The following is a 25,986-nucleotide window of genomic DNA, read 5'->3' on the forward strand; positions in this document are numbered from 1 at the left end:
ACCCCGCAGGGAAACGGCGATCCGGGCAGGGTTGCTCCGATCGGGTGACCTGGGACGACTCGATCGACAATCACTGATGAGACCGCTAACATTCCCTCGGGAGCTGCCCCTTCACCGCCGGCCGGACAGGGCAGGCCGGACCGGCGGCAGTGCCGCGTGCCGAAACCCCCGATCGTCGCGCGCGCGGATCGACCCATCCGTTCCGCGATCGGAGTCAGCCATGCCCCACCTGTCATCCCGCCTCGCCGCCGTCGGCACCGCCGTCGCCGTGCTCGCCGCGACCGCCCTGGCCACCGCCGTCACCGCCGCCCAGGCCGCCGCCCCCGGCGCACCATCCGCCGCGCTGCCAGCCGCCGCGCCGACCATCCCTCCGCCGTCCTACCCCAACCCGGGTCGCGTCACCGGCTCCACCGGCGCGCACGACCCCGCCGTCGTACGCGGCCCGAACGGCACCTACCTGCTGGCCGCCACCGGCAACAACCTGCCGCTGAAGACCTCCGCCGACCGGACCGCGTGGCGCGACGCGGGCGTCGTGTGGCCCGGCGGCGCACCCTGGACCACCGCGTACACCGGCGGCGGCGCGAACCTGTGGGCCCCCGACATCTCCTACCGCGACGGCCGCTACCTGCTGTACTACTCCGCCTCCAGCTTCGGCTCCCAGCGCTCGGCGATCTTCCTCGCCACCAGCCCGACCGGCGCGTCGGGCAGCTGGACCCACCAGGGCCTGATCATCGAGAGCAGCGGCGCGGTGAACTACAACGCCATCGACCCGAACCTGCTCGTCGACGCCGCCGGGCAGTGGTGGCTGACCTTCGGCTCGTTCTGGACCGGCCTCAAGGCGATCCGCCTCGACCCGGCCACCGGGAAGCGGTCCACCACGGACACCGCGGTACGGGCACTGGCCCAGCGGCAGACCGCGTCCGGAGCCGTCGAGGCCCCGTTCGTCTACCGCCACGGCGGCTACTACTACCTGTTCATGTCGTTCGACCTGTGCTGCCGGGGCGCGTCCAGCACCTACCGCGTCATGGTCGGCCGCGCCACCACGCCGACCGGGCCGTACACCGATCGCAACGGCACCGCCCTGACCTCCGGCGGCGGGACGCAGATCCTGGCCGGGCACGGGTCGATCCACGGGCCAGGCCACCAGGCGGTGCTCTTCGACAACGGCCAGGACGTGCTGTTCTACCACTACTACACCGACAGCGGCGCGGCCCGCCTCGGCATCAACCTGCTGGGCTGGGACAGCGCGGGGTGGCCGTTCGTGTACTGAGCCGCGCTGGATTAACGATCCCCGGCCGGGGTAGAAATCGTGCGTGGATCGGGATACCTGGATCATCATCGGCATCGCCGTCGCGATCGTCGGCGTCATCACGCTGATCGGCGCGATCAAAATGGGCAAGCGCCTGTTCGTCACCAAACGGATGCTCGGCGAGCTGGGCACGGGCGGCAAGGTCGCCTTCTGGGGGGCCCTGGTCTACACCATCCTGCCCGTGGACCTGCTCCCCGACCCCATCTACCTCGACGACATGGGCGTGCTGGGCCTGGCCCTGCTCTACCTCACGAATCTGCTCCGCAAGCGCAACGGCGGCAAGCTGCTGCCCGGCCAGCGCGACAAGCCCGCCAAACAGGAAACGCCCCGCTAGAGCCGAAAGGCCGGGACCCGAACTGCGGTCCCGGCCTTTCTCAACGGTTGAACATCAGCCGCCACACGGTATGGCCGGGACGGCTGTAGTAGAGGAACTCGTCACAGACCTCGCCGGTGATGTACAGCCCCCAGCCGCCCGAGGCCACCGGCCGCGTGGGTGGAGCAACCGTCGGCGGCCGGAACGTGCCGCCGTCGGTCAGCTCACTGATGATCATGGCGCCGTCGGCCCACACCCGCACGACACCGCCCCCGGTGGTGTGCCGCAGCGTGTTCGTCACCAGCTCGCTCATCGCGAGCTTGAGGCCGGAGACCCGCCCCGCGGCGAGCCCTGACGTGTGCGCGTGCGCGCCGACGAACTCCCGCACCGCCGCGAGGTCGTCCGCGGTCGTGAACGAGATCGTGGCCGCGCCCGTCGGTGGCGGCGCGAACGGCCTGACTACCTGGCGCAAGACTCCTCCGCGGGCCCGGGGTGGATGTTCGAATGAGCTGGCGGACCTCGGTGGTGTGGGCGTCGGCCGCCGTGCGCGACGCCGACGCCGACGCCGACGCAAAGAGTGCCACAGCCAGGGTCGGCGTGGCACTCTTCACGTCGGTGTCTGTTGCCCTGGCCGATTCACACCCTGGTGGGCGAAGTCACCTGCCGGTGGCGTCCTGCGCCGCGTCCTTGACGTCCTCGGCGGCCTGCTTGGCCTTGGCCGCGGCCTGCTCGGCCAGGCCCTTGGCCTCCAGGCTCTCGTTGTTGGTCAGGTCGCCGACGACCTCCTTGGCCTTGCCCACGAGCTCTTCGGCCTTGTTCGAGATGTCACCCATCATGCTCCCCTTCTCCGCGGCGGCCCCACCGACCACCAGCCACTGACTGCCCAGCCGGACGTCCGCCGAAACCGCCTATTCGCCGCCAGCTCGCGCACACCCCGGCACCAGGGGCACATCGATCGCTGAACCTGAATGTGTCGGCCCGGCCTTTCCGGGTACACGGCCTCCTGCGGGGGGCACCTCCGGCATACATCACCGAACGCCGCACGGCACCCGGACTGCCTGAACAGCGGTGGTACAGTCACCACTCTGCTGGGTCGGCCAGCGACATAGCGTAGGGATGACGATGGCGCTGAAAGCAGAGCAAAGCGAACGACTCGGCAAGCTGCTGGCGGAGCGAGCGGAGAAGATCGCCAAGCGGTGGGCGGAGATCGCCGCCGCTCCGCTCAAGGGCCGGCTGACCGTCGCCGAGTCCGGCCGCCAGACGGCCGAGCTACAGGCGCAGCTCCAGAAGGCGCTGGCCGACGGCGCGGCCGACCTGCGCAGCGCGCAGACCACCGAGCTGCGTGCGGTGCTCACCGAGCTGTCGCGCGGCCGGGCGCGGCAGGGCTTCACCGCCAGCGAGACCGCCACCAGCATCTTCGCGCTCAAGGCCGCGCTGTACGACGTGGTCGACGTCGAGAAGGGTGGCGAGAGCGCGCTGCGCGACTACGTGGCCTGGTCGCTGTTCATCGACGAACTGGGCCTGTTCACCTTCGAGGCGTTCGCCCGCGCCCGCGAGCACATCATCACCGAGCAGACCGAGCAGCTGCTGGAGCTGTCGACGCCGGTCGTGAAGCTCTGGGACGGCGTGGTCGCCGTCCCACTGGTCGGCACCCTGGACTCGGCTCGCGCCCAGGTCGTGATGGAGCGGCTGCTGCAGGCGCTGGTCGACACCGGCTCGCCTTACGCGATCATCGACATCACCGGCGTGCCTGCGGTCGACACGCAGGTCGCGCAGCACGTCCTCAAGACGGTCATGGCGGCGCGGCTGATGGGCGCGGAGTGCATCATCTCCGGCATCCGCCCGCAGATCGCACAGACCATCGTGACGCTCGGCATCGAGTTCGGCGACATCGCCACGAAGGCCACGCTGGCCGACGCGCTGCGCCACGCGATCCGGCGCGGCGCGGCCGCCGCCCGCGCCGCGAACCGGGAGGCGTGATGGAGCGGGTGCCGATCCTCAAGATCGGTTCGGTGCTGCTGGTCTCCATCCAGGTCGACATGCAGGACCAGATGGCCCTGCAGCTGCAGGAGGACCTGGGCCAGCGGATCGTCGACACCGGCGCCAAGGGCGTCATCATCGACATCACCGGTCTGGACATCGTCGACTCCTTCGTCGGGCGCACCCTGTCCACGATCGCGTCGATCTCGCGGGTCCTCGACGCCGAGACCATCGTGGTCGGCATGCGGCCGGCCGTCGCGATCACCCTGGTCGAGCTGGGCCTGTCCCTCGACGGCATCCGCACGTCCCTCAACGTGGAACGCGGCCTGGAGCTGCTGGCCCGCAACGCCGAGCCGGAGACCGTCGACGACCTGGATTTCCTCGACGAACCTGAGACGACGTCGCCGTGACGGGAGCCGAGGGCGAAGCCCAGGTGCAGGCCATCGGCAGCGACGAGGACGTGGTGCGGGTCCGCCAACTGGTCCGCACCGTCGCCGTCGCCGCCAAGCTGTCCCTGGTCGATCAGACGAAGGTGGTCACGGCGGCCAGCGAGCTGGCCCGCAACACCCTCGTCTACGGCGGGGGCGGCCAGGCTGCCGTATCCACCGTGGACAACGGCCAGCGGCGCGGGGTGCGGGTCGTGTTCAGCGACTCCGGCCCCGGCATCGCCGACCTGGATCTGGCCCTGACCGACGGCTACACCAGCGGCGGCGGGCTCGGGCTGGGCCTGAGCGGCGCGCGGCGGCTCTGCGACGAGTTCGAACTGGACACCGCGGTCGGGGCGGGCACCACCATAGCGGTGGTCAAGTGGGCGCGGTGAGCGCGCTGACCCCGACCGCCGCCTGGTTCCGGCTCGACGACGAGAGCAACGTGGGGGCCGTCCGCCGGTACGCGGTCGAGCTGGCCGGTGCCGTCGATCTGGGCGAACGCACAGCCGCCGACCTCGCCATCATCGCCACCGAACTCGCCTCGAACCTGGTCAAGCACGCCGTCGACGGGACGCTGCTGGTGCGCACGATCCGGCACGACGACAACGTCGGCGTAGAGATCCTCAGCATCGACTCGGCCCCCGGCATGGCCGACCTGGCCGCCATGCACGAGGACGGCCGCTCCACCACCGGCACCCTCGGCATCGGGCTGGGCGCGGTGGCCAGGCTCGCGCACCGGTGGGAGGGATACTCGCTGCCCGATCGCGGCTCGGTGCTCGACGCCCAGGTGTGGCGCGAGGAGCGGCCGCCACCGGCCTGGGCGGAGGGCCTCACCCGGCCGCTGAGCGGCGAGACCGTGAGCGGCGACACCTACGCCGTGCGGACCGCCGACGGCAGGCGGCAGGTCATGGTCTGCGACGGGCTCGGCCACGGCCCGCTCGCCGCTGCCGCCTCCCAGGCCGCGCAGCAGATCTTCCTCACCGCGCCCGCCGAGCCGCCCGCGATGCTCGTGGACCGTCTGCACCGAGGCTTGTCCCACACCCGCGGGGCCGCGGTCACCATCGCGGAGATCGACGCCGAGGCGAACGTGGTGCGCACCTGCGGCATGGGCAACGTCGCGGCCACCGTCATCACCGGCGACCAGCGGCGCGGCACCGTGTCCATGCCCGGCATCGCGGGCCACGGACGCGCCGTCATCAAGGAGTTCGAGTACCCGTTCGGCGTGGAGTCGCTACTGGTCATGCACTCCGACGGGGTGAGCGACAAGTGGAGCCTGAGCACCAGTCCCGGCCTGAGCACGAAGTCCCCGCTGCTGATCGCGGCCACGGTGCTGCGGGACGCGGGTGTACGCCGGGACGACGCCTGCGTGCTGGCGGCCAGGATCCGGCCGTGACCGACACCGTCCTGCTGCGGCTGGTGCTACGCCGCGAGCAGGACGTCTTCGCGGTCAGGCAGCGGGGCCGCGAGGCCGCCGCGGCGCTCGGCTTCGAGCACCAGGACCAGATCCGGATCGCCACCGCGCTCAGCGACGTCGCCCGCCAGCTGCTCGCCAAGGCTGCCGACGTGGAAGTGACCTTCCGCATCCACGGGCAGCCCGAGAGCCTGCGTATCGAACTCGCCGTGCCCGGCCCGGTGGACCAGCAGGCGCTGCGCCCGGCCGGTCGGCTGGTCGATGTTTTGGAAGTCGCCGAAGATGGGCAGAGGACAGTGGTCATGCTGTCACGTCGCCTTCCCGCCCCGGACCAGCTCACCGCAGACCGCGTCGAGCAGGTCCGGCACAAGATGGCGGGCTCCGTGGTGGCCAGCCCGCTCGACGAGCTGGCGTCGCAGAACGACCACCTGCTGGCGGCGCTGGAAGAAGCCCGGCAGCAGCAGGAACAGCTTAAGGTCCTCAATGACGAGCTGGAAGAGACCAATCGCGGCGTCATGGCCCTCTACCTCCAGCTCAGCTCCGAGCTGGAGGAGACCAACCGGGGCGTGGTCGCGCTGTACGCGGAGCTGGACGAGAAGTCCGCGCAGCTGCGCGCCGCCAGCGAGGCCAAGACCCGTTTCCTGGCCAACGTCAGCCATGAGCTGCGCGCTCCCGTGACCGCGGTCATCGGGCTGACCCGGATGCTGTCCGACCCCGACTCCGATCCGCTGACCGAGGCGCAGGCCGAGCAGATGGCGCTGCTACGCGGCTCGGCCTCCGACCTGCTGGCGCTGGTCAACGAACTGCTCGACCTGGCCAAGGCCGAGTCCGGCCACCTGGAGCCCGCGTGGGGGCTGGTGGATCTCAGCCAGCTGTTCAAGCAGCTACGCGGCACCCTCAAGGCCGTCCTGACCAGCCCCGACGTCGAGCTGGTCGTGGAGATGCCCGGCGACGGCGCGTGGATCGAGTCGGATGAGGCCCTGCTGACCCAGGTGCTGCGCAACCTGCTGCACAACGCGATCAAATTCACCGACCAGGGGACCGTCACGATGCGGGCAGCCTCCGACGGTGAACGCTGGACCATCACCGTCGCCGACACCGGCATCGGCATCGCCGCCGGGCAGCAGGAACGTATCTTCGAGGAGTTCGTGCAGCTGCCCGGACGCCTCAAGGCGCAGGGCACGGGACTGGGCCTGCCGTACGCCCGCAGGCTCGTCACCATCCTGGGCGGGCAGCTGCGGCTGGCCAGCGAGCCGGGCACGGGCAGCACCTTCACCGTCACCCTGCCCGTCGCGAGGCGACCATGACCGACCTGCCCGCGACCACCATCCTGGTGGTCGACGACCGCGCCCCGAAGCGCTACCTGCTCAAGAACTGGCTCACCAGAGCCGGCTTCACCGTGCACGAGGCCGTGGACGGTCACGATGCGCTGGAGAAGGTGCAGCAGCGCCCATACGACATGATCGTGCTCGACATCAAGCTGCCCGACATGAGCGGGCTCGAGGTGTGCCAGCGGATCAAGGCCGACCCCGCCACCACCAGCACACCGGTCGTCCACGTCTCCGCCCACGCGGTCGACGCGGCCGACCGGACCCTGGGCCTGGTCGGCGGTGCCGACGCCTACCTCGTCGAGCCGATCGACCCGCACGAGCTGGTGGCCACGGTCCAGGCGGTGCTGCGCTACTACCAGGCCCGGCGCAAAGCCGAACGGCTCGCCGACGGCCTGGCCGGGCTCGCCGAGACGACGCTCGCGGTGACCATGGCACGCGACTTCACCGAGCTGCTCGGCCAGGCCGCCGCCGGCGCCGCCCGGCTCTTCGGCACGCCCGCGGCGGTCGCCACCGAGGCCGACACCGGCTGGGCGCTGGCGCTGGCGGACACGTCCGGCGACGTGACCGTCACCGGCTGGGAGCCGCCCGCCGAGGACGTGCCGGTCGGCTCGTACCGGCTCACCGGCCGCGCCGCTCACTGGCAGCTACCCGCAGGCTGGGCCGACACCGGCTCGGTCACCGTCACCACCGCCCGGTTCCGGGCCGCCCGTCCGTCGCTCTACCTGTTCACCGGCGAGGTCGCCGACGAGGACCACACCGGGCTGCTGACCCAGCTGTCGCAGGCCCTGGGCGCGGCCGCCGAGGCCCAGCGCGCGCAGGACCAGGACCACCAGATCGCGATCATGCTGCAACGCAGCCTGCTGCCGCGGCACCTGCCCACGGTCGACCGGATCGGGCTGGCCGTACGCTACGAACCGGCCAGCCCGCAGGCCGAGATCGGCGGCGACTTCTACGAGCTGTCGGTCCTCGACGACAAGCTGCTCATCGCCATCGGCGACGTCGTCGGGCACTCGCTGCACGCGGCGACCGTGATGGCCGAGATCCGCCATGCGCTGCGCGCGTACGCGATCGAGGGCCACACCCCCGGCCGCATCGTCTCGTTGATCGACGAGCTGATGGTCCGGCTGCTGCCCGGCGAGATGGCGACGCTGTGCCTGCTGACGCTCGACCCCCGGACCGGTCATGCCCGCCTCGCCAACGCGGGCCACCTGCCGCCGCTGCTCATCGTCGACGGCAAGGTCAGCGAGATCTGGCATCGCGCGCCCCTGCTGGGCATCAACCACCCCCGCTCCGAGGACCTGGAGTTCGTCATTCCCGAGGGCGGCACCCTGCTGCTCTACACCGACGGTCTCATCGAGCGCCGCGACATCACGGTCCGTGACGGCATCGCCGACCTCAGCCGCATCGCCGGAACCGTCGACGACGACCTCGACGTCTACTGCGACCGGCTGCTCCAGCAGTTGACCAACCCACCCCACGCGGACGACGTCGCCGTTGTGGCCGTCAGACGTCTGTGATTGGCTTCCCCCATGGATCGAGCAACCAACCCGCCGCAGGCCACCCACGAAGTGGAGGTTCTGGACAACAGTGTCCGGATCACCCTGGCCGGGGAGTTCGATCTGGCCAACGAGCAGGCGCTGACCAGCTGGCTGGTCGACGCGATCAAGGCCGATCCGGGACGCCCCGTGGAGGTCGACATGCACGACGTCGGCTTCATCGACTCCAGCGGCATCCGGGTGCTGCTCCAGGCGCACGCCGTGGCCGCACAGCACGGGGGGACGTTCCGGCTCACCAGGGCGTCCGGCGCCGTCCGCGAGGTGCTGGAGATCGTCGCCGTGTACGACCACCTGACCGCCGGCGGCTGAGGCCGCTCAGGCCGCGTACGCGGTCAGCGCCGGGTGGCTGTCGGGCAGCCCGTGCCAGCGCAGCAGCTCGGTCACCTCGTCGGGTTCGGCGATCAGCGCGTCCGGGTGCCGGACCAGGTGGTCGACGAGCCAGCGCTGGGCGGCGGTGAGCTCGGCGTAGCCCGCCGGGCTAGCCCGCTCGTCGTCGCCGAAGGCCAGGTAGAACGCCTCGCCGAGGCGCTCGGCCCAGGGTCCGTGCGGCCGCCGGGTGGCCTCCGCCCGCACCAGTGCCGCCCGCGCGTCGGCGGCTCCCGGATCGCCGAGGTGCTCCAGCAGGCGCACCGACCACTCGGCCCGGCCCATCCCCCACGGCGCCAGCACGGGCTCGTCGGGGCCGATCCCGGCACCGGCCCGCGCCCGCAGCACGGCCCGGGGATCCTCGGGCACGGCCGTGCCCGCGGTCAGCGTCCAGGCCACCGCGGCGGCCCAGCGGACCTCCTCGTCGCCGTCGTGCGCCAAACTCGTGATCACCGCCGACTCCGGCACCGGCCCGCGCGCGGCCAGACCTGCCGCCAGCAGCGCGGTCACCCGCAGGTCGCGCCGCCAGTCGTGGTGTCCCGCGACCGCCAGCAGCGGCACGACGGTGTCGTGCGCCGCCTCCGGGAACCAGGCCAGCAGGTATGCCGCCGCCTCGATGACGTCGCCGTCGGTGTCGTCGAGCAGCGCCGCGATCCGGGGCAGTTCGGCCCGCACCGCGTCGTACACCCGCAGTTCGTCGGCCTCGCCCGGCATTCGCGGCTCGCCCACGGCCCGGCCGCTCCATTCGCTGTGCAGCAGGTGCCAGGACTCGTCGACGGCGTCGGGCGTGGGCCGCAGCCGCTCGATGGGGAACCCGGTCAGCAGGTACGGGTGGTCCGAGCCGATCGCCATGGCGGTGAGCAGATCGACGATCGCGGCCCGGTCGTAGGTGGCGGGGTCGGTGGCGAGGTCGGCCAGGAACGGCACCGCGTAGACGTCGGCCTCGTAGCGTCTGCCCTCGTGCAGCAGACTGGTCCAGAGTTCGTCGCGGGCGTCGCCGCGCACCTGCGGGTCCTCGGCGCGCAGCGCGGTGATGAAGGCGGGGATCTCCTCGGCCGTGCCGAAGGCGTGCGTCAGCCCGCTCCAGCCGACGGTGTCGAGCTTTTCCAGCATCCTTCGATGATGCCCACTGTCGGCGACATCAATCGGCCAGTTTGTGCGACCGAAGGCACCGAGGTCAGCGGCGATCATCCCATCGGCGACAGGGCGTGCCGCCGGTCGATTTGCGATCATGGTCGGATGACTGTCAGCACCAGGCTCGCGACCCTCGACGACGCGCCCGCCGTCAGCGCCCTCTACCAGGCGAACATGGAGTTCCTCCTGCCTTTCGAGCCGATCCGCCCCGACGGCTGGTTCGGCCCGGAGGGCCAGCGCGAGGTGCTCGCCACCGCGCTGGAGCGGCACGCGCGCGGCGAGTGCGTGCCGCACGTGATCCTGCTCGACGGCCGGATCGTCGGCCGGATCAACCTCAACGACATCGTGCGCGGCCCGTTCCTGAACTGCCACCTCGGCTACTGGGTCAGCCAGGACGTCAACGGCCGGGGCGTCGCCTCCGCCGCGGCGGCCGCCATGATCCAGGTCGCGTTCGAGGAGCAGGGCCTGCACCGCGTCCAGGCGGGCACGCTGGTGCACAACGTCGCGTCGCAGAAGGTGCTGGCGCGCAACGGCTTCGTGCGCTTCGGCCTGGCCGAGAAGTATCTCCAGATCGAGGGCGTCTGGCAGGACCACATCCTGTTCCAGCGACTCGCCCACGACCGGCCGTGAAGTTTCGAAACTGATTGATGTATCGCGGGTCGCGGATGGACCCTGGCGGATGTCCGTGGGAGCCCTCCCACGGCGTTCCCGCTCCAAGGAGAACGCGTATGAAGTGGCGACTGCGCCCGATCGCCCTCACCGCCGCGCTCGGCACCGTCGTGGCAGCCGCCCTGCTGTCCGCCGGAGCCTCGCCGGCCACCGCCGCCCCGGTCATCTGCGAGCAGTACGGCACCGCGCCCGTCCAGGGCGGCAAGTACATCGTGCAGAACAACCGCTGGGGTGCGAGCACGGCCCAGTGCATCGACGTGACCAACGCCGGGTTCACCGTCACCCGCGCCGACCACAACAACGCCACCAACGGCCCCCCGGCGTCGTACCCGTCGATCTACGCGGGCTGCCACTACGGCGCGTGCACCGCCGGCAGCGGCCTGCCCGCCCGGGTGAACGCGCTGAACAACCCCCGCGCCACGTTCAACATCAGCACCCCGAACGCGGGTGAGTGGGACGCGGCGTTCGACCTGTGGTTCGACGCCAGCGCGAACCCGCCGGGGCAGAACTACGGCGCCGAGGTCATGATCTGGACCAACCACCGGGGCCGCCCGCAGCCCATCGGCGGCCGGATCGCCACCGTCAACCTCGAAGGCGGCACCTGGGACGTCTGGTTCGGCAACATCGGCTGGAACGTCATCTCGTACGTGCGCACGACGCCCGGCAACACGTTCGCCAACTTCAGCCTGAAGGCGTTCATCAACGACTCCGTCGGCCGCGGCAAGATCGACCCGAACTGGTTCATGACCAGCGTGCAGGCCGGGTTCGAGCCGTGGATCGGCGCGGCGGGCCTGGCGGTGAACCTGTTCGACTTCAACGTCAACGGCAACGCCGCGGGTGGCGGCGGCGGCGACGACGTCTCGGTGATCCGGGGCGCGGCGTCCCACCGGTGCGTCGACGTGGCGGGCTGGGGCAAGACCGACGGCACCGTGGTGCACCTGTGGGACTGCTTCCCGAACAACAACAACCAGCGCTGGCGGCGGTCCGGCAACACGTTCGTCAGCCTCGACTCGGGCAAGTGCCTGGACGTGTCGGGCGGGCGTACCACCAACGGCGCGGCCGTGCAGCTGTGGACCTGCCTGAACAACGGCGCGCAGCAGTGGGTCGTCAACAGCAACGGCTCGATCGTCAACCCCAACTCGGGCAAGTGCCTGGACGCGGTCGAGCTCGGCACCGGCAACGGGACCCGGCTCCAGATCTGGGACTGCGGCAACCCGCTGGGCGGCAACCAGCAGTGGCGGCTGAGCTGACCGCTCGCCACCCGTGACCCCCGCCCTCCCGGGCAGCCGAACCCGGGAGGGCGGGCACGCCTGCCCGGCCCGTCAGGCGCTGACATCGACCTGGAGCAGCTGGGGTGACGAGGCGAACCCCCGGCGGCGGTACACCTCGACCGCCCGGCTTCCGGAGTGGACCGTCACCCGCCCCACGCCGAACTCTGCGGCCAGGTTCAACACCGCGCCGACGAGCCGGTCACCCAGGCCCCGGCCGCGCTCGGCGGGCAGCACGTACACGCTCTGCACGTCGCCGGACCGGCGGTCGAACGCGGGCGGGATCGGCACCCGCGGCGTGAGCGCCAGCCACGCCGCGCCGAGCACGCTGTCGCCGCGTACCGCGATCATGCAGTGATGGGTGTCCGCGTGCTCCGCGGCCCACTGCGCGAAGCGCGACACGTAGTCCTCGGACGGTGGGGGCGGATCGGCCTCGCGCTCGTACTCGCTACGCCACCGCAGCACGGCCGCGGCACGGAACTCGGCGGGCGTCGCGCGGCGGACCGTGGTGTCGTCGATCACGGCGTCATCCTGGCCCAGGACCGCTACCTGCACAAGCCGCCGGTCGATCGTGGCCGAAGGTCGGCGGTTGCCGATACAGTCCCTTCGCCGCCCGACGAGGACCCACCGTCGCACGGTGAAAGGAGCCGACGATGTCCGACCCGACGACCGAGGGCTACACGGTCAGCGCCGCCGAGATCGAGGGCATGGTGCGAAACCTCTGCGCGTACGCGCTGGGCGAGCCCGATCCGCTGCAGCGCTATGCCGACCTCACCCACCAGCAGGTCCTGTTCGACGGCATCGTCGCGGCGATCCAGCTGGCCCGCGGCCGCGCCCTGGCCGACCTCGTGGTCTCGGGCATGCCGGTGGAGCAGGTGGCCGCGAAGACCAACCTCGCGACCGTGCCGCGTGTACGCAAACTGATCAGTGTGGCGGGTGAGACCGAGCGGGTGAAGGCCGCCGCCGCGGCCGCCAAGCCGAAGAAGGCGAAAGCCGCCCCCGTCGCGGAACCACCGGAGCCGGACCCGGAGTCGGAGCCGAGCCCGGAGCCGGAGCCGGAGCCCCGATCCGCGGTGGCGCCGACACCGGTCGCCGAGAGCGGCAAGCGCATGCTGACCGCCGCCGAGCGCGAGGCGCTGGGCCTGCCCGTCGACGGGCCCCGCCCCGCCGCCGCCAAGCGCGGCGTGGCCGCCCGGTTCAGCCGCCGCCGGGCAGGTAGCGGGCGAGCCCGTTGATGATCAGCTCCAGCCCGAACTCGAACCGCACCTCGCCGTCACCCTGCACCAGCACGTCGGCGTACTTGTTGAGGTAGGGGAACCGGCCCGTCGGCAGGGTGCGGTAGTAGTCGTGGACCTGGCCGAAGTAGTCGGCGACGAACTCGTCGACCGGCTTGCCGCTGGCCCGCTGCCGTGCCTGGTAGAGCGAGCCCTCGTAGGCGTCGGCGCTGAGGTACAGCGCGATCCGGTCCACCGCCCAGGCCGCCTGCTGGGGCGGCACGCCGCCGCTGATCAGCACGCCGAGCATCGCCTCGCCCATCCGCAGCGCGTTGGGGCCGGTCGGCACGCTGGCGAGGCTGACCCGGGCGATGTCGCTGTGCGCGCCGAGCACCCGGTAGGACGCCCGCGCGATCTCCAGCAGCTGCTCGCGCCAGCGCGCCGGGTCCGGCTCGGGCAGCTCGATCTCGCCCAGCACCCGGTCGTACGCCAGCTCCAGCAGTTCCTCCTTGTTCGCCACGTGCGCGTACAGCGAGGCCGCGCCGGTGTTCAGCTCCTCGGCAACCCGCCGCATGCTCACCGCGTCCAGGCCCTCGCGGTCCAGCAGGGCCAGCGCGGCGTCCACGATCGTGTCCCGGCTGAGCGGCTTGCGGGCGCTGACGCTGCGGCGCGGGGCACGCCAGGGCGGGGCCGGGATCTCGGACATGGCGCACATCGTACTTGACGCGAACAGCGTTCGGTCTGTAGAACAGTGTTCGTTCAACGAACACTGTTCGATAGTAGGGAGCATCCTCATGACCACCGCCCTCGACCCCGCCGCCCCACCCGATACCCGGCCCGCGGCGTACCGCTGGCGCTGGGCCGCCCTGTTCGTGATCCTCGCCGCCGAGGTCATGGACCTGCTCGACGCGCTGGTGACCACCATCGCGGGCCCCTCGATCCAGGCCGAGCTGGGCGGCTCGGAGAGCCTGATCCAGTGGCTCGGCGCGGGCTACACCCTGGCCATGGCCGTCGGCCTGATCACCGGCGGACGCCTCGGCGACCTCTACGGCCGCAAGCGCATGTTCATGATCGGCGCGGCCGGGTTCGTCGCCGCGTCGGCTCTGTGCGCCGTGGCCACCACGCCGGAGATGCTGATCGGCGCGCGCGTGCTGCAGGGCCTGCTCGGCGCCGTGCTCCTCCCGCAGGGCCTCGGCATGATCAAGGAGATGTTCCCGCCGAAGGAGGCGGGCGCGGCCTTCGGCGCGTTCGGGCCGGTCATGGGCCTGTCCGCGGTCGGCGGCCCGATCCTGGCCGGGTGGCTGGTCGACGCCGACCTGCTCGGCACCGGCTGGCGCATGATCTTCCTGATCAACCTGCCGCTGGGCCTGCTAGCCCTGCTCGGCGCGGCCAAGTTCCTGCCCGAGTCCCGCTCCGCGCAGGCGTCCCGGCTCGACCTCGGCGGCGTCGCGCTGGTCAGCGCCGGTGCGCTGCTGCTGCTGTACCCCCTGGTCCAGGGTCGTGAGCTGGACTGGCCCGCCTGGACCTTCGTCATGATGGCCGCCAGCCTGCCGGTCTTCCTCCTGTTCGGCCGCCAGCAGATCGCCCGCCGCCGCGCCGGTGGCGACCCGCTGGTCGAGCCGTCGCTGTTCCGCCGCCGCGCGTTCACCGGCGGACTGGTCGCCGGGCTCGCCTTCTTCTCCGGCATGATCGGCTTCGGGCTCGCCTTCAGCCTGTACGTGCAGCTCGGCCTGGGCTTCAGCCCGCTCAAAGCCGGACTGGCCAGCGTGCCGCAGTCGCTGGGCATCGTCATCGGGTTCGGCATCGCCGGTGGCGCGGGCCTGACCCGCAAGCTCGGCCGCCGCCTGCTGCACCTGGGCCTGGCCGTGATGGCCGCCGGCACTCTCGGCTTCGTGATCACCCTCGACCAGGCCGGGGCCGGTGTCACACCGTGGCAGCTCTCCCCTGCGCTCGGCGTGTTCGGCATCGGCATGGGCCTGGTCATGGCCCCGTTCTTCGACATCATCCTGGCCGGGGTGCAGCCGCACGAGACCGGCTCCGCGGCGGGCACCCTCACCGCGGTGCAGCAGCTCGGCGGCGCGATCGGCATCGCCCTGCTCGGCACCCTGTTCTTCGACACCGTCCGGTTCGGCCCGCTCGGCCCGGACCCGACATCCTTCGCCGACGCGATGCACCTGGTCCTCTGGGTCGAGGTCGCCCTGCTGGCGGTCACCTTCCTCGCCGCGTTCCTGCTCCCTCGCCAGGCCCGCGAGGAGGAACACGCCCACTGACGCCCCACCGCCGTCGTGATCGTCCGACTTGCCTGGCACCCGTGCGTATCCTGGGCCGCCATTCGCCCACCTGCCCGGCCAGTCGGACGATCAAGCCGACGGCGTGGACAGCGCGACCGGACGCGTCACGGTGGGTGTCTCACGTCCCACCAGGCACTGAATCCGGGGTCATCTGGCGACGCGGCCCGGTCCGGGCCCGGTTCTGCCCCACGATGGAGACATGACCGATGAGCCCGCACCCGTCGCCGACGAACCCGTCGTCACGCGTCCCGAGCGGCGCGAGCCGACCGGCAGGTTCGCCCTCGCACTGGTCGGGGCGTTCCTGGCCGGGTCCGTGCTGACCTGCTGTGCCGGGGCGGCGCTGGTCGCCGCGTCCCACGCGATGCGCCACGAGCGCATGGAGCACGGCTGGCACGACCGGGACCGGTGGCACGACCGCCCCGAATGGTGGGACCGCGACCGGCAGCACCCGTGGCCTGCCCCGGTGCCGCCCGGCCCCGGCCCGGTGCCACCCGCACCCGCCCCGCCCGCCCCGGCGTCTCCCCGCCCGCCCGCACTGACTCCTCCACCACCGGCCGCACCCACACCGACGCCGTCCCGGACCCCGTGACCGCCTTTGATCGTTCGACCTGCCCGGCACATGGGCGAATGCGGCGTCACGATACGCACGGGTGCCTGGCAGGTCGGACGATCTAGCGGAGCTGGCCGCGGTATGGCACAGTGCCGGTCATGCAGGACATGACTTCACGGGCGCTCATCGCACTGTCGATCGCCTACGGTGCGACGATCGCCGTGCTGGCGATCCTCGGCTCGGACTTCGTGGGCAGGTTCGCCGCCATCGGCGGCATCGTCATCGGGGTGTTGTGGGCCCTGCGCGGCGTCTTCGGCGCCCGGCGCGACGCCTAGCCCACCTCGGGCTTCCGCACCGACATCCTGCGGCCGGGACACCGACCGCAGGATGTCCGGCGTGGATCAGACCCGTGAGCTGTAGCTGATGAAGAACTCCGGGTTCACCGGCGTACCGGCGGGACTCCAGCAGATGACGTTGCGGACTTTCACCACGGCGCCGGACAGCGTCCACACGTTCTGCAGGTTGCAGTAGTCCGAGCCGCTCTTGTGTCCGCTGACCTGAACGTGCCCCTCCCGGTAGCCGACCTTGTGGAACTCGACGTACTGCAGCCCCGCACCGGCCCCCGACAGGGTGTTGATCGAGCCGACGGAGTTGTAGTTGGACGGACCGGGGAATCCGGGCGTCCACAGGTACGCGAAGTTCTTCGGCGGGTTGAAGGCGCCGTACACCGAGCGGGCGCGGTGGTAGGTCAGGTCGAACCAGCTGTCGGCGGGCGCGCCGGTGTGGTCGTAGCAGCGCACGACGACGTCGAGCCCGCCCCCGCCGGGAATCCAGTTGTCGATCTTGCAGCGGCGCGGGCTGTTCGGGTGCTGCGCGGTCACCTGCAGGTTGCCGTCCTGCACTCCGGTGCCGACCCCCGGGAACCAGACCTTGTAGACACCGGTGCCGATGCCGCCGTGGGTGACGGTGTTGACACCGCCGACCGGGTTGTACGACGTCTGGGTGCCGCCGGTCGACTTGCCCTGCACGTACGCGTACGTGCCCGGTCCGGCCAGCGGACCCGAGCTGGTCGAGTACATGACCGTGAACGCCGACCAGTCCGGCGTGATCGCCGCGCCGGTGTACTTGTAGCACTGCACGTCGACGATCTGGTCGGCCCCGGACGGGAAGTAGTTCCAGACCTGGCACCAGCGCGGGTCACCGGCGACGGCGGTGACGTGGGCGACGCCGTTGGCCGAGGCGATGCTCGGGAACTTCACCCGGTACCGGCCGACCACGAGCGGGCTGACCGTGCTGTCGGGGATGTTGTCGCTCTTCCACTGCCGGGTCGGGTCCATCAGGAACCCGGCGGGCGGGACGGGGTTGTTCATGAACGCGAACGCCCAGCGGTCGGGCGTGGCGGCGTGCGCGGCCGGGGCCTGCACGACCGCTGCGGCACCGGCCGCCGTGACGGTGGTGAGCAGCGCCACTAGGGCGCGACGGAGTTTCACGGGGTACCTCCGACGAGGTGGGATAGGGTGCCGTCAATCTAGGGCACCCATCGCCCGCTTTCGATGCAGCGACGTTGATCTGCCAGCAGAACCGTCCGGGCTGCACGGTTGACATCGATCGATGGGCGTACGACTCTTGGGAGCGCTTCCAATCCATACTCCCGAAAGGAGGTCCGACGATGAGAAAGAGCCGCATCGCCCTGCTGGCGTTCACGCTGGCAGCGGCAACCCTCACCGTCCCGTCCCCGGCCACCGCCGACCCCGCCGTCACCGTGACCGTCAACGCCCGCGCCGGGCTGGAGACCGTCGGCGACGCCGCGATCGGCGTCAACCACGCCGTCTGGGACTCGCAGCTCGGCACGAACGCGGTCGCCGACCTGATGAAGGATGCCGGGGTGCAGACCATGCGCTACCCCGGCGGGTCCTACTCGGACATCTACCACTGGAAGACCAACACCGCACCCGGCGGCTACGTCGCCCCCGACACCGACTTCGACCACTTCATGGCCGGGGTGCGGCGGGCGGGCGCGCAGGCCATGGTGATCGCCAACTACGGCACCGGCACGCCGCAGGAGGCGGCCGAGTGGGTGCACTACGCCAACGTCGAGAAGAACTACGGCGTGAAGTACTGGGAGATCGGCAACGAGCTCTACGGCAACGGCCACTACGGTTCCGGCTGGGAGGCCGACGACCACGCCGACAAGAGCCCGGCCGGCTACGCCACGGTCGCCAAGCAGTACGCCGAGGCGATGAAGGCCGTCGACCCCACCATCAAGATCGGTCTGGTACTGACCACGCCCGGCAACTGGCCCGACGGCATCGTGGCCGGTGGCGACGCCGGAACCTGGAACCAGGTCGTGCTGTCCATCGCGGGCCCGTCGGTCGACTTCGCCATCCTGCACTGGTATCCCGGCGGCTCCTCCTCCGCCGAGGCGCTGTCCAAGACCGCGCAGGTCACCGACGCGGTCTGGCTGGCCCGCCAGCAGATCAACCGGTACGCGGGCAAGAACCTGGGCATCGCGTTGACCGAAATCAACACCGGGTACGGCCAGAACACGCAGCCCGGAGCCCTGTTCGCCGCCGACGCCTACGCGAGCCTGCTCGCCGCGGGCGTGTTCAACATCGACTGGTGGAACGTGCACAACGGCATCGGCACCGTGTCCACGGTCGCCGGGCACACCGACTACGGCGACTTCGGCCTGCTCTCCAGCGCCTCCTGCAACGCCGACGGCACGGTCTGCGAACCTCCGATGAACACCCCGTTCGCCCCGTACTTCGGGCTCGCCATGACCTCGCGCTTCGTCACGACAGGCGACCAGCTCGTCAGGGCGGCCGCGTCCGATCCGGCGATCCGGGCCCACGCCGCCCGGCGCGCCAACGGCGATCTCGCGGTGCTGCTGGTCAACACCGACGAGACGGCGAGCAAACAGGTCAGCCTGAGCTACGCCGGATACTCCCCCGCCGCGACCGCCCAGGTGCACACCTTCGGCAACGGCGACACCGCGATCACGACGGGCTCCGGCAGCGCCACCGCGGTGACGCTCGCCCCGAACTCCCTGACGACGCTGGTCCTGCGCCCGGCAGCGTCCACGGCCCGCCCCGCGACACCGGGCCGGCCGGTCGCCTCCGCCGTCACGGCCGGCACCGCCACCCTCACCTGGCCCGCCGGGGCCGCCGGGGTCAAGTACGAGATCCACCGGCAGCTCGGCGCGATCACCGAGCAGTGGGGCGAGACCACGGGCACCACGTTCACCGTGCACAACCTCACGCCCGGCACCCGGTACACCGTCAACGTCGTCGCGCGGGACGGCTCCGGCCGGGTCTCCTGGGCCTCACCGCCGGTGACCTTCCAGACGGGCACCCCGGCCGCCGCGCCGTGCGCGGTCACCCTCACCGACGCCTCCAACTGGGGCAACGGCTGGGTCGGCAGCGTCGACATCACCAACACCGGCACCAACCCCGTCGACACGTGGACGCTGGCGTTCGGCTGGCCGACCGCGTGGCAGCAGCTCGGCAGCGGCTGGAACGGCACCTGGACGCAGACCGGCTCGACGGTCACCGTCTCCAACGCCGACTTCAACAAACTCATCGCACCGGGAGCCACGGTGAACATCGGCTTCGTCGGCAACTACCAGGGACCGAACGTGCTCCCGCCGCTGTTCAAGCTCAACGGCAACCTCTGCACCACGCGCTGAACCCGCCGTCCGGCCGGTCCGATCGGGACCGGCCGGACGGTTCCCGTCGGCCGCCGCGCCTAGAGTCGGCGGTGTGGAGATCCTGACGTTCGAGCACCCCGACCAGTGGGAAGCCTGGCTGGCCGAGCACCACACCAGCCCCGACGGGGCGTGGCTGAAGGTGCGCAGGAAGAACGCCCGGCAGCCGGTGATCACCGTGGCCGAGGCCGCCGACGTGGCCTTCTGCTACGGCTGGATCGACAGCCACCGCAAGTCCCACGACGCCGACCACTTCCTGCAGCGGTATTCGCGGCGCAGCCCTCGGGGCTCGTGGTCACGGGTCAACGTGGAACGCGTGGAGGCGCTGACGGCGCAGGGACGGATGCGCGCGCCGGGACTGGCCGAGGTCGAGGCGGCTAAGGCCGACGGGCGCTGGGACGCCGCGTACGTCAAGCAGAGCGACGCCACCGTACCCCCGGACCTGGCGGCGGCACTCGCGGCGAACCCGGCGGCCGGGGACTTCTTCACCCAGCTCGGCAAGACCGACCAGTACCTGGTCATGCTGCCGCTGCTCAAGGCCGTGGACCCGCAGACCCGCGCCAACCGGCTCGCCAAGGCCCTCACCGACCTCACCGCAGGCAGACGCCCGGTGGCATGATCGCCGTTTGGGGTCAGAACCTGGGGTTAGACCGCGCTTTCTGACCGCAAACAGTGATCTCCACCGAAGCGGGGAGCCGTCAGACGGCGATGATGTGGCCGACGCGGGGCGGGGTCGTGCCGTTGAGGGTGCCGAGCCAGGCGTCGCGCAGCCCGTCCGGGCCGTGGCTGACGGTGATGTCGACCCAGCGGGCGGCCACCGGGGCGAAGCGCCGCCAGGACTCGGCGAGCCGCCGGTCCAGTTCCGGGCGGCCCCAGTCGATCGTGCGCTTGCGGAGCTGGTCGGGGGCGAAGAACACGGCGGGCGCGTCGGTCGCCCGCTCCTGGTGGGTCAGCCCCACCGCGACGTCGTGCACCAGGCGGTCGCCGAGGTGCGCGCGCAGTGCCGCGCGCACGGCCGGGTTCGCCGCCAGGTCGAGATAGGCCGTCGCGGCCGCCGGGTCCAGTTCGCCGAGCCCGTCGTACGGCAGCACCGCGTCGTAGCAGCCCAGGTCACGGGTGAACGCCACGTTGCCCGGTGAGGTCAGGCCGATCAGGCGCGGCCCCTTGCCCTGGAGCTCGAACGCGGCCGCGTACGCCGTCTTGCTCGACGCCGACGACAGCGCCAGCGTGCCCGCGCCGTGAAAACCTTCGTCCTGGAGCCGGTCGGCGAGCATCGCCGAGGTCACGAACAGCGGCCGGAACAGGATGAGCAGGTCTTCGCGGTCGGCCTCGTAGGACGCGTCGCCGGTGGTCGCCGCGTACGCGTTGTAGGGCGAGGGCAGGTGGGCCCGGTGCGGGCTGGCGTCGCGGAAGCCGCGCTCGTCGACCCGGCCGGGCCGGACCAGCAGGTGCGAGGCGGGCGGCAGGTAGCCGTAGACGCGCTGCCCGACGTCGACGCCGTCGGTGCGCGAGGCGACGACCTCGGCGAACCCCCACAGCGGACCGAGTCCCCACCGCTCGTCGAGCCCTGCGGCGGCGGCCGGGAAGAAGTCCCAGTAGCGGTAGGCGTCGCCGAGCACGGCGTAGGTCACGTTGTTCGCGGTCATGCCGACCCGGTCGACCCGCAGCAGCGCTTCGCCGTCAGCGGGTTCGGGCACCGGATGGCGCGCCAGGTGGGTGCGGGACAGGTCGTCACGTGCGATGGCGAGGGTCCACGATTCCGTCACGGCGTCACGGTAACCGATCCGCCGCTGTTTTTGCATCTTCAGTGCATCAATGTGAGCAATCCGCTGACCCACGGCCACCGAGGGTCCGTAGCCTGTGCTGATGATCCGTGCTGCCACTGTCGACGACGCCGCCCCCATCGGCCGGATCAAGGTCCGCGCCTGGCGTGCGGCGTACGCGGCGTTCATGCCCGCGACGGTGCTCGGCGCACTCGACCCGCACCAGGAAGCCAGCGACTGGGCCGGGTATGTCACCGCCATGCCTGCCGAGCACCGGCTGTGGGTCGCCGGTCAGGACGGTGCCGTCGTCGGCTTCTGCCGGACCGGCCCCGCCGCCGACGATCCCGACCTCGGCCCGGCCGCCGCCGAGGTGTACGGGCTGTACGTCGACCCCGACCGCACGGGCGCGGGGATCGGCGCCGCGCTGTTCGGGCACGCCGTCGCCGACCTGCGGTCCCGGGGCCGCCAGCCCGTCTGCGTGTACGCCTACCAGCCAAATGAGGGAGCGGTGCGCTTCTACCAGCGGGCCGGATTCACCCTCGACGGCACGACCCGGCTCGACGGCGACGGCGACGACGCGACGGGCGTGGCCGAGGTCCGGCTCACCGACGCGCGCGCAGCGGTTTAGGCCGCCCGTGGCGGGCCGCTGCTGGCCCGCACGACCAGCGACGGCGGCACCCGCGGGTGGCGCGCGACGCCCGGTGGCCGGTCGACGCCGAGCAGTTCCAGCAGTGCCGCCAGGCAGCGGCGGCCGACCTCGTCGAAGTCCTGCCGCACGGTGGTCAGCGGCGGCGACAGGTATGCCGCTTCGGGGATGTCGTCGAAGCCGACGACGCTGACGTCCTCGGGCACGCGTACGCCGCGCTCACTGAACGCGCGCAGCATGCCCAGCGCCTGCTGGTCGTTGGCGCAGAACACCGCGGTCACCTCGCCGCGCTCGGCGAGCTGGCGGCCCGCCTCGTAACCCGACTTCGGGCTCCAGTCACCGGCGAGCACCGGCGGGACCCGCCGCCCCGCCGCCTCCAGCGTCGCCCGCCAGCCGTCGATGCGGTCGCGCGCCTCCAGCCAGTCCTTGGGCCCGGACAGGTGCCACACCGTCTCGTGCCCCAGCTCCAGTAGGTGCTCCACGGCCAGCCGCGCGCCCGCGACCTGGTCGACGGAGATGGTCGGCAGGTCACCGGCGAGGTCCGACTCGACCACGACCGCCGGCACACCGGTCGGCAGGCTGCCGGCTGCGGCGGCCGCCGTCAGCAGCGGCGCGATGATCACGACGCCGGCCACGGACTGCTCGGCCAGCCGGTTCACCGCCTCGATGACACCGCTGCGATCGAGGCGTTCCAGTGCCACGATGCTGATGCCGTATCCGGCCCGCCGCGCGGCCCGCTCGATGCCGAGCAGGGTCGCGGCGGGGCCGTGCAGGATGGTGTCGAAGCTGACCACGCCGATGACGCGCGAGCGCCGCCCGGCCAGGCCGCGAGCCAGCGCGTTGGGGCGGTAGTTGAGCTGCTTGACGGCCACCAGGACGCGCTCGCGGGTCTCGTCGCGTACGGACGGATGGTCGTTCAGCACCCGGGACACGGTCTGGTGCGACACGCCCGCCAGGCGCGCGACGTCCTTGATCACTGCCGCTCGGGCGGCCGGCTGCTGACTCAAAACGACCCCCTAGTCGGCGCATCGTACCGCACCTTCGATCTTCGCCCGCCGCCCGCAAACCTCGCGCTCACCAGCAACCCGGCGGAAACATTTTCGGAACGTCTTGACGCCCCGATTGTTATCGGTCACATTCATGGGGCGGGATCGAGGGCATCCGATATCCACTGCTGCAAGCTGCTCCGTGTCGGACAGAACTGCCGTTCTGCCGTCACCTCCCCTTCCCCTTGTGTGATCGGTAACGCCATCCCTGTCAAGGAGCTCCCATGTGGTCACCGTCCCTCAGTCGGCGACGCCTGCTGCAAGCCGCCGGCGTCGCCACCGCCGCCACCGCGGCACCCGCGCTCGTCGCCACCCGTGCCGCGGCGGCGGCGATCCCCCCGGCCCGCGCCGACGCCGGTGTCTCGGCGTACGCGTTCGACCTCGGGCAGGTGCGGCTCACCAGCGGCCGCTGGCTGGACAACCAGAACCGCACCCTGAGCTACCTGCGCGACGTGAACGTCGACCGGCTGCTGTACGTGTTCCGCGCCAACCACCGCCTGTCCACCAACGGGGCCGCGGCCACCGGCGGCTGGGAGGCCCCCACCTTCCCGTTCCGCAGCCACAGCCAGGGCCACTTCCTCACCGCGTGGGCCCAGGCCTGGGCCGTGCTCGGTGACACCACGTGCCGCGACAAGGCCAACCAGATGGTGGCCGCCCTGGCCGCTTGCCAGGCCAACAACGGCACCGCCGGGTTCAGCGCCGGATACCTGTCGGGCTTCCCCGAATCCGACTTCACCGCCCTGGAGGCCCGCACCCTCAGCAACGGCAACGTGCCCTACTACGCCCTGCACAAGACCCTCGCCGGTCTGCTCGACGTGTGGCGGCTGATCGGCAGCACCCAGGCCCGCGACGTGCTGCTGAGCCTCGCCGGCTGGGTCGACTGGCGCACCGGGCGGCTCAGCGGCACGCAGATGCAGGCGATGCTCGGCACCGAGTTCGGCGGCATGAACGCCGTGCTGACCGACCTCTACCAGCAGACCGGCGACGCCCGCTGGCTCACCGCGGCGCAGCGCTTCGACCACGCCGCCGTCTTCAACCCGCTCGCGTCCAACTCCGACCAGCTCAACGGCCTGCACGCCAACACCCAGGTGCCCAAGTGGATCGGCGCGGCCCGCGAGTACAAGGCCACCGGCACCACCCGCTACCGCGACATCGCCGCCAACGCGTGGAACATCACCGTCAACGCGCACAGCTACGTCATCGGCGGCAACAGCCAGGCCGAGCACTTCCGCGCCCCGAACGCCATCGCCGCATACCTGACCGGCGACACGGCCGAGGCCTGCAACACGTACAACATGCTCAAGCTGACCCGCGAGCTGTGGCTGCTCAACCCCGACAACGCCGCGTACTTCGACTTCTACGAGCGCGCGCTGCTCAACCACCTCATCGGCCAGCAGAACCCGGCCGACGGCCACGGTCACTTCACGTACTTCACCCCGCTCAACCCCGGCGGCCGCCGGGGCGTCGGCCCGGCCTGGGGCGGCGGCACCTGGAGCACCGACTACACGACGTTCTGGTGCTGCCAGGGCACCGGCATCGAGACCAACACCAAGCTGGCCGACTCGATCTACTTCTACAACGGCACCACGCTGACCGTGAACCTCTACACGCCGTCGGTGCTCACCTGGTCCTCGCGCGGCATCACGGTCACCCAGACCACCACGTACCCGGTCAGCGACACCACCACGCTGGCCGTCACCGGCAGCGTCGGCGGATCGTGGACGATGCGGCTGCGCATCCCGTCCTGGACCACCGGGGCCACCGTCAGCGTCAACGGCACCGTCCAGTCCATCACCACGACTCCGGGCACCTATGCGGCCCTGACCAGGACCTGGACCTCCGGCGACACCGTGACCGTCAAGCTGCCCATGCGGGTGATCATGAAGGCGGCCAACGACAACGCCAACGTCTCCGCCGTCACGTACGGCCCGGTCGTGCTCGCCGGCAACTACGGCAACACCGCCCTGTCCGCGCTGCCCGCCCTCACCACGAGCACCATCACCCGCAGCAGCACGAGCGCGCTGGCGTTCACCGCCACGGCGAACGGCGCGACGGTCAACCTCGCCCCGTTCCACGACGCGCACGGCTACAACTACACGGTCTACTGGAACGCCTCCGGGCAGGGCAGCGGCACCGGCGGGGCCGTGTTCCGGCTCGCGAACGCGGCCAGCGGACTCGTCCTCGGCATCCAGGACATGTCCACCGCCGACGGCGGCCTAGCCCTGCAGTGGACCGACAGCGGCACCGCCGACCACCACTGGGAGCTGATCGTCGACGGCTCGGCGCTGCGGCTGCGCAACGCCAACAGCGGCCGGGTCCTCGGCGTGGAGAACATGTCCACGGCCGACAACGCCCGCGTGATGCAGTGGGCCGACAACGGCACCGCCGACCACCGCTGGACGATCACCGACAACGGCGACGGTTCCCACAAGCTCCGCAACGTGCACACCGGCAAGCTGCTGGCGATCCTCAACGGCTCCACCGCCAACGGCGCGCAGGCCGTGCAGGATCCCGACAACGGCAGCGCCGACAACCTGTGGCGGTTCGTGCCCGAGGGCGCGCGGCGCATCCAGAACGTCGGCTCGGGCCTGGTCCTGGGCGTACAGAACATGTCCACCGCCGACGGCGGCCTGGTGCTCCAGTGGGCCGACACCGGCACCGCCGACCACCTCTGGACCGCCGTCGTCGACACCGGCGGCTACCTGCGACTGCGCAACACCAACAGCGCCAAGGTCCTCGGCGTCGAGAACATGTCCACCGCCACCGGCGCCCGCATCATGCAATGGGCGGACAACGGCACCGCCGACCACCGCTGGCGCCTGCGCCACGCCACCAACGGCACCTTCCGCATCCAGTGCGCCAACGGCGCCAAAGTCCTAGCCGTCACCTCCTCCTCCCCCACCCAGGGCGCCCAGATCATCACCGCCGACGACTCCCCCACCCCCGACCGCCTCTGGCGCTTCCTCTAACCCCACCCCCCACCCCACCCCACCAGCCCTCCCGCCCCG

27 protein-coding genes are annotated in these 25,986 nt (G+C 71.4%); 19 read left to right on the top strand and 8 right to left on the bottom strand.

Annotated features, from left to right (window positions below; translation table 11 throughout):
• The first annotated feature begins 220 nt into the window (after positions 1-220).
• Together HAV40_RS07210 and HAV40_RS07215 are read left to right on the top strand one after the other, a co-directional pair.
• Positions 221-1,270, top strand: coding sequence for an arabinan endo-1,5-alpha-L-arabinosidase (locus tag HAV40_RS07210; RefSeq protein WP_203671473.1), 1,050 nt, complete (start codon positions 221-223; stop codon positions 1,268-1,270).
• A 43-nt stretch (positions 1,271-1,313) separates the two neighbouring features.
• Entirely contained in the window at positions 1,314-1,643 is a 330-nt protein-coding gene (locus HAV40_RS07215; RefSeq protein WP_166379950.1) for a YkvA family protein, read from the top strand.
• A gap of 40 nt (positions 1,644-1,683) precedes the next feature.
• Here HAV40_RS07215 and HAV40_RS07220 read toward each other — a convergent pair whose 3' ends face one another.
• Both HAV40_RS07220 and HAV40_RS07225 read right to left on the bottom strand, forming a co-directional pair.
• Positions 1,684-2,094 (bottom strand): ATP-binding protein, encoded by a 411-nt coding sequence (locus tag HAV40_RS07220; protein WP_166379951.1) that lies wholly within the window; start codon positions 2,092-2,094, stop codon positions 1,684-1,686.
• A 184-nt stretch (positions 2,095-2,278) separates the two neighbouring features.
• Positions 2,279-2,455, bottom strand: a complete 177-nt coding sequence (locus HAV40_RS07225) for a CsbD family protein (protein ID WP_166379952.1) — start codon at positions 2,453-2,455, stop codon at positions 2,279-2,281.
• Positions 2,456-2,744: 289 nt separating this feature from the next.
• Between HAV40_RS07225 and HAV40_RS07230 the strand changes: the two genes are divergently transcribed.
• The 7 genes from HAV40_RS07230 to HAV40_RS07260 are packed head-to-tail and all read left to right on the top strand — an operon-like array spanning position 2,745 to position 8,637.
• Positions 2,745-3,602 (top strand): STAS domain-containing protein, encoded by an 858-nt coding sequence (locus HAV40_RS07230; RefSeq protein WP_166379953.1) that lies wholly within the window; start codon positions 2,745-2,747, stop codon positions 3,600-3,602.
• Positions 3,602-4,012: an STAS domain-containing protein gene (locus tag HAV40_RS07235; RefSeq protein WP_166379954.1), complete on the top strand. Its 411-nt coding sequence runs from the start codon at positions 3,602-3,604 to the stop codon at positions 4,010-4,012. Before HAV40_RS07230 ends, HAV40_RS07235 begins: the two co-directional genes overlap by 1 nt.
• Entirely contained in the window at positions 4,009-4,422 is a 414-nt protein-coding gene (locus HAV40_RS07240) for an ATP-binding protein (protein WP_166379955.1), read from the top strand. Before HAV40_RS07235 ends, HAV40_RS07240 begins: the two co-directional genes overlap by 4 nt.
• A complete protein-coding gene (locus HAV40_RS07245) occupies positions 4,419-5,423 on the top strand; it encodes a SpoIIE family protein phosphatase (RefSeq protein WP_166379956.1) in 1,005 nt (334 codons plus the stop codon). The genes HAV40_RS07240 and HAV40_RS07245 overlap by 4 nt, the downstream gene beginning before the upstream one ends.
• The gene (locus tag HAV40_RS07250; protein ID WP_166379957.1) at positions 5,420-6,748 is read left to right on the top strand and encodes a sensor histidine kinase; all 1,329 of its coding nucleotides are present in this window, start codon (positions 5,420-5,422) and stop codon (positions 6,746-6,748) included. Before HAV40_RS07245 ends, HAV40_RS07250 begins: the two co-directional genes overlap by 4 nt.
• Positions 6,745-8,289 carry a fused response regulator/phosphatase gene (locus tag HAV40_RS07255; protein WP_166379958.1) on the top strand — a complete coding sequence of 515 codons (1,545 nt, stop codon included), beginning with the start codon at positions 6,745-6,747 and terminating at the stop codon, positions 8,287-8,289. Before HAV40_RS07250 ends, HAV40_RS07255 begins: the two co-directional genes overlap by 4 nt.
• 12 nt (positions 8,290-8,301) lie before the next feature.
• On the top strand, positions 8,302-8,637 hold the full coding sequence (locus tag HAV40_RS07260; protein ID WP_166379959.1) for an STAS domain-containing protein: 336 nt from the start codon (positions 8,302-8,304) through the stop codon (positions 8,635-8,637).
• 6 nt (positions 8,638-8,643) lie between these two features.
• On the opposite strand, the gene HAV40_RS07265 is transcribed toward HAV40_RS07260, so the two are convergent.
• On the bottom strand, positions 8,644-9,807 hold the full coding sequence (locus tag HAV40_RS07265) for a hypothetical protein (RefSeq protein ID WP_166379960.1): 1,164 nt from the start codon (positions 9,805-9,807) through the stop codon (positions 8,644-8,646).
• Between the two features lie 126 nt (positions 9,808-9,933).
• On the opposite strand from HAV40_RS07265, the gene HAV40_RS07270 reads away from it, so the two are divergent.
• Positions 9,934-10,458 carry a GNAT family N-acetyltransferase gene (locus tag HAV40_RS07270; protein ID WP_166379961.1) on the top strand — a complete coding sequence of 175 codons (525 nt, stop codon included), beginning with the start codon at positions 9,934-9,936 and terminating at the stop codon, positions 10,456-10,458.
• A gap of 98 nt (positions 10,459-10,556) precedes the next feature.
• Positions 10,557-11,747, top strand: coding sequence for an RICIN domain-containing protein (locus HAV40_RS07275; protein ID WP_166379962.1), 1,191 nt, complete (start codon positions 10,557-10,559; stop codon positions 11,745-11,747).
• A 72-nt stretch (positions 11,748-11,819) separates the two neighbouring features.
• On the opposite strand, the gene HAV40_RS07280 is transcribed toward HAV40_RS07275, so the two are convergent.
• Entirely contained in the window at positions 11,820-12,287 is a 468-nt protein-coding gene (locus tag HAV40_RS07280) for a GNAT family N-acetyltransferase (protein WP_203671474.1), read from the bottom strand.
• A gap of 131 nt (positions 12,288-12,418) precedes the next feature.
• Between HAV40_RS07280 and HAV40_RS07285 the strand changes: the two genes are divergently transcribed.
• Positions 12,419-13,000: a hypothetical protein gene (locus HAV40_RS07285; protein WP_166379963.1), complete on the top strand. Its 582-nt coding sequence runs from the start codon at positions 12,419-12,421 to the stop codon at positions 12,998-13,000.
• Here the strand turns inward: HAV40_RS07285 and HAV40_RS07290 are convergent.
• Positions 12,963-13,685, bottom strand: a complete 723-nt coding sequence (locus tag HAV40_RS07290) for a TetR/AcrR family transcriptional regulator (protein WP_166379964.1) — start codon at positions 13,683-13,685, stop codon at positions 12,963-12,965. The genes HAV40_RS07285 and HAV40_RS07290 overlap by 38 nt on opposite strands.
• 88 nt (positions 13,686-13,773) lie before the next feature.
• Here HAV40_RS07290 and HAV40_RS07295 point away from each other — a divergent pair, with 88 nt between their 5' ends.
• The 3 genes from HAV40_RS07295 to HAV40_RS07305 all read left to right on the top strand — a co-directional run bounded on the left by HAV40_RS07295 (position 13,774) and on the right by HAV40_RS07305 (position 16,155).
• Positions 13,774-15,249: an MFS transporter gene (locus HAV40_RS07295; RefSeq protein ID WP_166379965.1), complete on the top strand. Its 1,476-nt coding sequence runs from the start codon at positions 13,774-13,776 to the stop codon at positions 15,247-15,249.
• Positions 15,250-15,469: 220 nt separating this feature from the next.
• Positions 15,470-15,859 carry a hypothetical protein gene (locus tag HAV40_RS07300; RefSeq protein ID WP_166379966.1) on the top strand — a complete coding sequence of 130 codons (390 nt, stop codon included), beginning with the start codon at positions 15,470-15,472 and terminating at the stop codon, positions 15,857-15,859.
• A 119-nt stretch (positions 15,860-15,978) separates the two neighbouring features.
• Positions 15,979-16,155 carry a hypothetical protein gene (locus HAV40_RS07305; RefSeq protein WP_166379967.1) on the top strand — a complete coding sequence of 59 codons (177 nt, stop codon included), beginning with the start codon at positions 15,979-15,981 and terminating at the stop codon, positions 16,153-16,155.
• A gap of 66 nt (positions 16,156-16,221) precedes the next feature.
• Here the strand turns inward: HAV40_RS07305 and HAV40_RS07310 are convergent, their stop codons facing one another.
• The gene (locus HAV40_RS07310) at positions 16,222-17,310 is read right to left on the bottom strand and encodes a hypothetical protein (RefSeq protein WP_166379968.1); all 1,089 of its coding nucleotides are present in this window, start codon (positions 17,308-17,310) and stop codon (positions 16,222-16,224) included.
• A 179-nt stretch (positions 17,311-17,489) separates the two neighbouring features.
• On the opposite strand from HAV40_RS07310, the gene HAV40_RS07315 reads away from it, so the two are divergent.
• Both HAV40_RS07315 and HAV40_RS07320 read left to right on the top strand, forming a co-directional pair.
• Positions 17,490-19,505, top strand: a complete 2,016-nt coding sequence (locus HAV40_RS07315; RefSeq protein ID WP_166379969.1) for a cellulose binding domain-containing protein — start codon at positions 17,490-17,492, stop codon at positions 19,503-19,505.
• A 73-nt stretch (positions 19,506-19,578) separates the two neighbouring features.
• Positions 19,579-20,142 carry a YdeI/OmpD-associated family protein gene (locus HAV40_RS07320; protein ID WP_166379970.1) on the top strand — a complete coding sequence of 188 codons (564 nt, stop codon included), beginning with the start codon at positions 19,579-19,581 and terminating at the stop codon, positions 20,140-20,142.
• A gap of 79 nt (positions 20,143-20,221) precedes the next feature.
• On the opposite strand, the gene HAV40_RS07325 is transcribed toward HAV40_RS07320, so the two are convergent.
• Positions 20,222-21,289, bottom strand: coding sequence for a DUF2855 family protein (locus HAV40_RS07325; RefSeq protein WP_166379971.1), 1,068 nt, complete (start codon positions 21,287-21,289; stop codon positions 20,222-20,224).
• 100 nt (positions 21,290-21,389) lie between these two features.
• Here HAV40_RS07325 and HAV40_RS07330 point away from each other — a divergent pair, with 100 nt between their 5' ends.
• Positions 21,390-21,914, top strand: a complete 525-nt coding sequence (locus HAV40_RS07330; RefSeq protein WP_166379972.1) for a GNAT family N-acetyltransferase — start codon at positions 21,390-21,392, stop codon at positions 21,912-21,914.
• Here HAV40_RS07330 and HAV40_RS07335 read toward each other — a convergent pair.
• Positions 21,911-22,939: a LacI family DNA-binding transcriptional regulator gene (locus HAV40_RS07335; protein WP_166379973.1), complete on the bottom strand. Its 1,029-nt coding sequence runs from the start codon at positions 22,937-22,939 to the stop codon at positions 21,911-21,913. The genes HAV40_RS07330 and HAV40_RS07335 overlap by 4 nt on opposite strands.
• 263 nt (positions 22,940-23,202) lie before the next feature.
• Here HAV40_RS07335 and HAV40_RS07340 point away from each other — a divergent pair, with 263 nt between their 5' ends.
• A complete protein-coding gene (locus HAV40_RS07340; RefSeq protein ID WP_166379974.1) occupies positions 23,203-25,947 on the top strand; it encodes a beta-L-arabinofuranosidase domain-containing protein in 2,745 nt (914 codons plus the stop codon).
• Positions 25,948-25,986: the final 39 nt, after the last annotated feature.

This window comes from Catellatospora methionotrophica (genome assembly GCF_011297335.1).
In the GTDB taxonomy this organism is placed as follows: domain Bacteria; phylum Actinomycetota; class Actinomycetes; order Mycobacteriales; family Micromonosporaceae; genus Catellatospora; species Catellatospora methionotrophica.

What these genes read in the sequence shown, in the direction of transcription:
- HAV40_RS07275 (WP_166379962.1), top strand. Translation starts at nt 10,557, where the DNA reads ATGAAGTGGCGACTGCGCCCGATCGCCCTCACCGCCGCGCTCGGCACC.
- HAV40_RS07230 (WP_166379953.1), top strand. Translation starts at nt 2,745, where the DNA reads ATGGCGCTGAAAGCAGAGCAAAGCGAACGACTCGGCAAGCTGCTGGCG.
- HAV40_RS07285 (WP_166379963.1), top strand. Translation starts at nt 12,419, where the DNA reads ATGTCCGACCCGACGACCGAGGGCTACACGGTCAGCGCCGCCGAGATC.
- HAV40_RS07315 (WP_166379969.1), top strand. Translation starts at nt 17,490, where the DNA reads ATGAGAAAGAGCCGCATCGCCCTGCTGGCGTTCACGCTGGCAGCGGCA.
- HAV40_RS07305 (WP_166379967.1), top strand. Translation starts at nt 15,979, where the DNA reads ATGCAGGACATGACTTCACGGGCGCTCATCGCACTGTCGATCGCCTAC.
- HAV40_RS07210 (WP_203671473.1), top strand. Translation starts at nt 221, where the DNA reads ATGCCCCACCTGTCATCCCGCCTCGCCGCCGTCGGCACCGCCGTCGCC.
- HAV40_RS07295 (WP_166379965.1), top strand. Translation starts at nt 13,774, where the DNA reads ATGACCACCGCCCTCGACCCCGCCGCCCCACCCGATACCCGGCCCGCG.
- HAV40_RS07300 (WP_166379966.1), top strand. Translation starts at nt 15,470, where the DNA reads ATGACCGATGAGCCCGCACCCGTCGCCGACGAACCCGTCGTCACGCGT.
- HAV40_RS07330 (WP_166379972.1), top strand. Translation starts at nt 21,390, where the DNA reads ATGATCCGTGCTGCCACTGTCGACGACGCCGCCCCCATCGGCCGGATC.
- HAV40_RS07235 (WP_166379954.1), top strand. Translation starts at nt 3,602, where the DNA reads ATGGAGCGGGTGCCGATCCTCAAGATCGGTTCGGTGCTGCTGGTCTCC.
- HAV40_RS07340 (WP_166379974.1), top strand. Translation starts at nt 23,203, where the DNA reads ATGTGGTCACCGTCCCTCAGTCGGCGACGCCTGCTGCAAGCCGCCGGC.
- HAV40_RS07255 (WP_166379958.1), top strand. Translation starts at nt 6,745, where the DNA reads ATGACCGACCTGCCCGCGACCACCATCCTGGTGGTCGACGACCGCGCC.
- HAV40_RS07290 (WP_166379964.1), bottom strand. Translation starts at nt 13,685, where the DNA reads ATGTCCGAGATCCCGGCCCCGCCCTGGCGTGCCCCGCGCCGCAGCGTC.
- HAV40_RS07265 (WP_166379960.1), bottom strand. Translation starts at nt 9,807, where the DNA reads ATGCTGGAAAAGCTCGACACCGTCGGCTGGAGCGGGCTGACGCACGCC.
- HAV40_RS07270 (WP_166379961.1), top strand. Translation starts at nt 9,934, where the DNA reads ATGACTGTCAGCACCAGGCTCGCGACCCTCGACGACGCGCCCGCCGTC.
- HAV40_RS07260 (WP_166379959.1), top strand. Translation starts at nt 8,302, where the DNA reads ATGGATCGAGCAACCAACCCGCCGCAGGCCACCCACGAAGTGGAGGTT.
- HAV40_RS07225 (WP_166379952.1), bottom strand. Translation starts at nt 2,455, where the DNA reads ATGGGTGACATCTCGAACAAGGCCGAAGAGCTCGTGGGCAAGGCCAAG.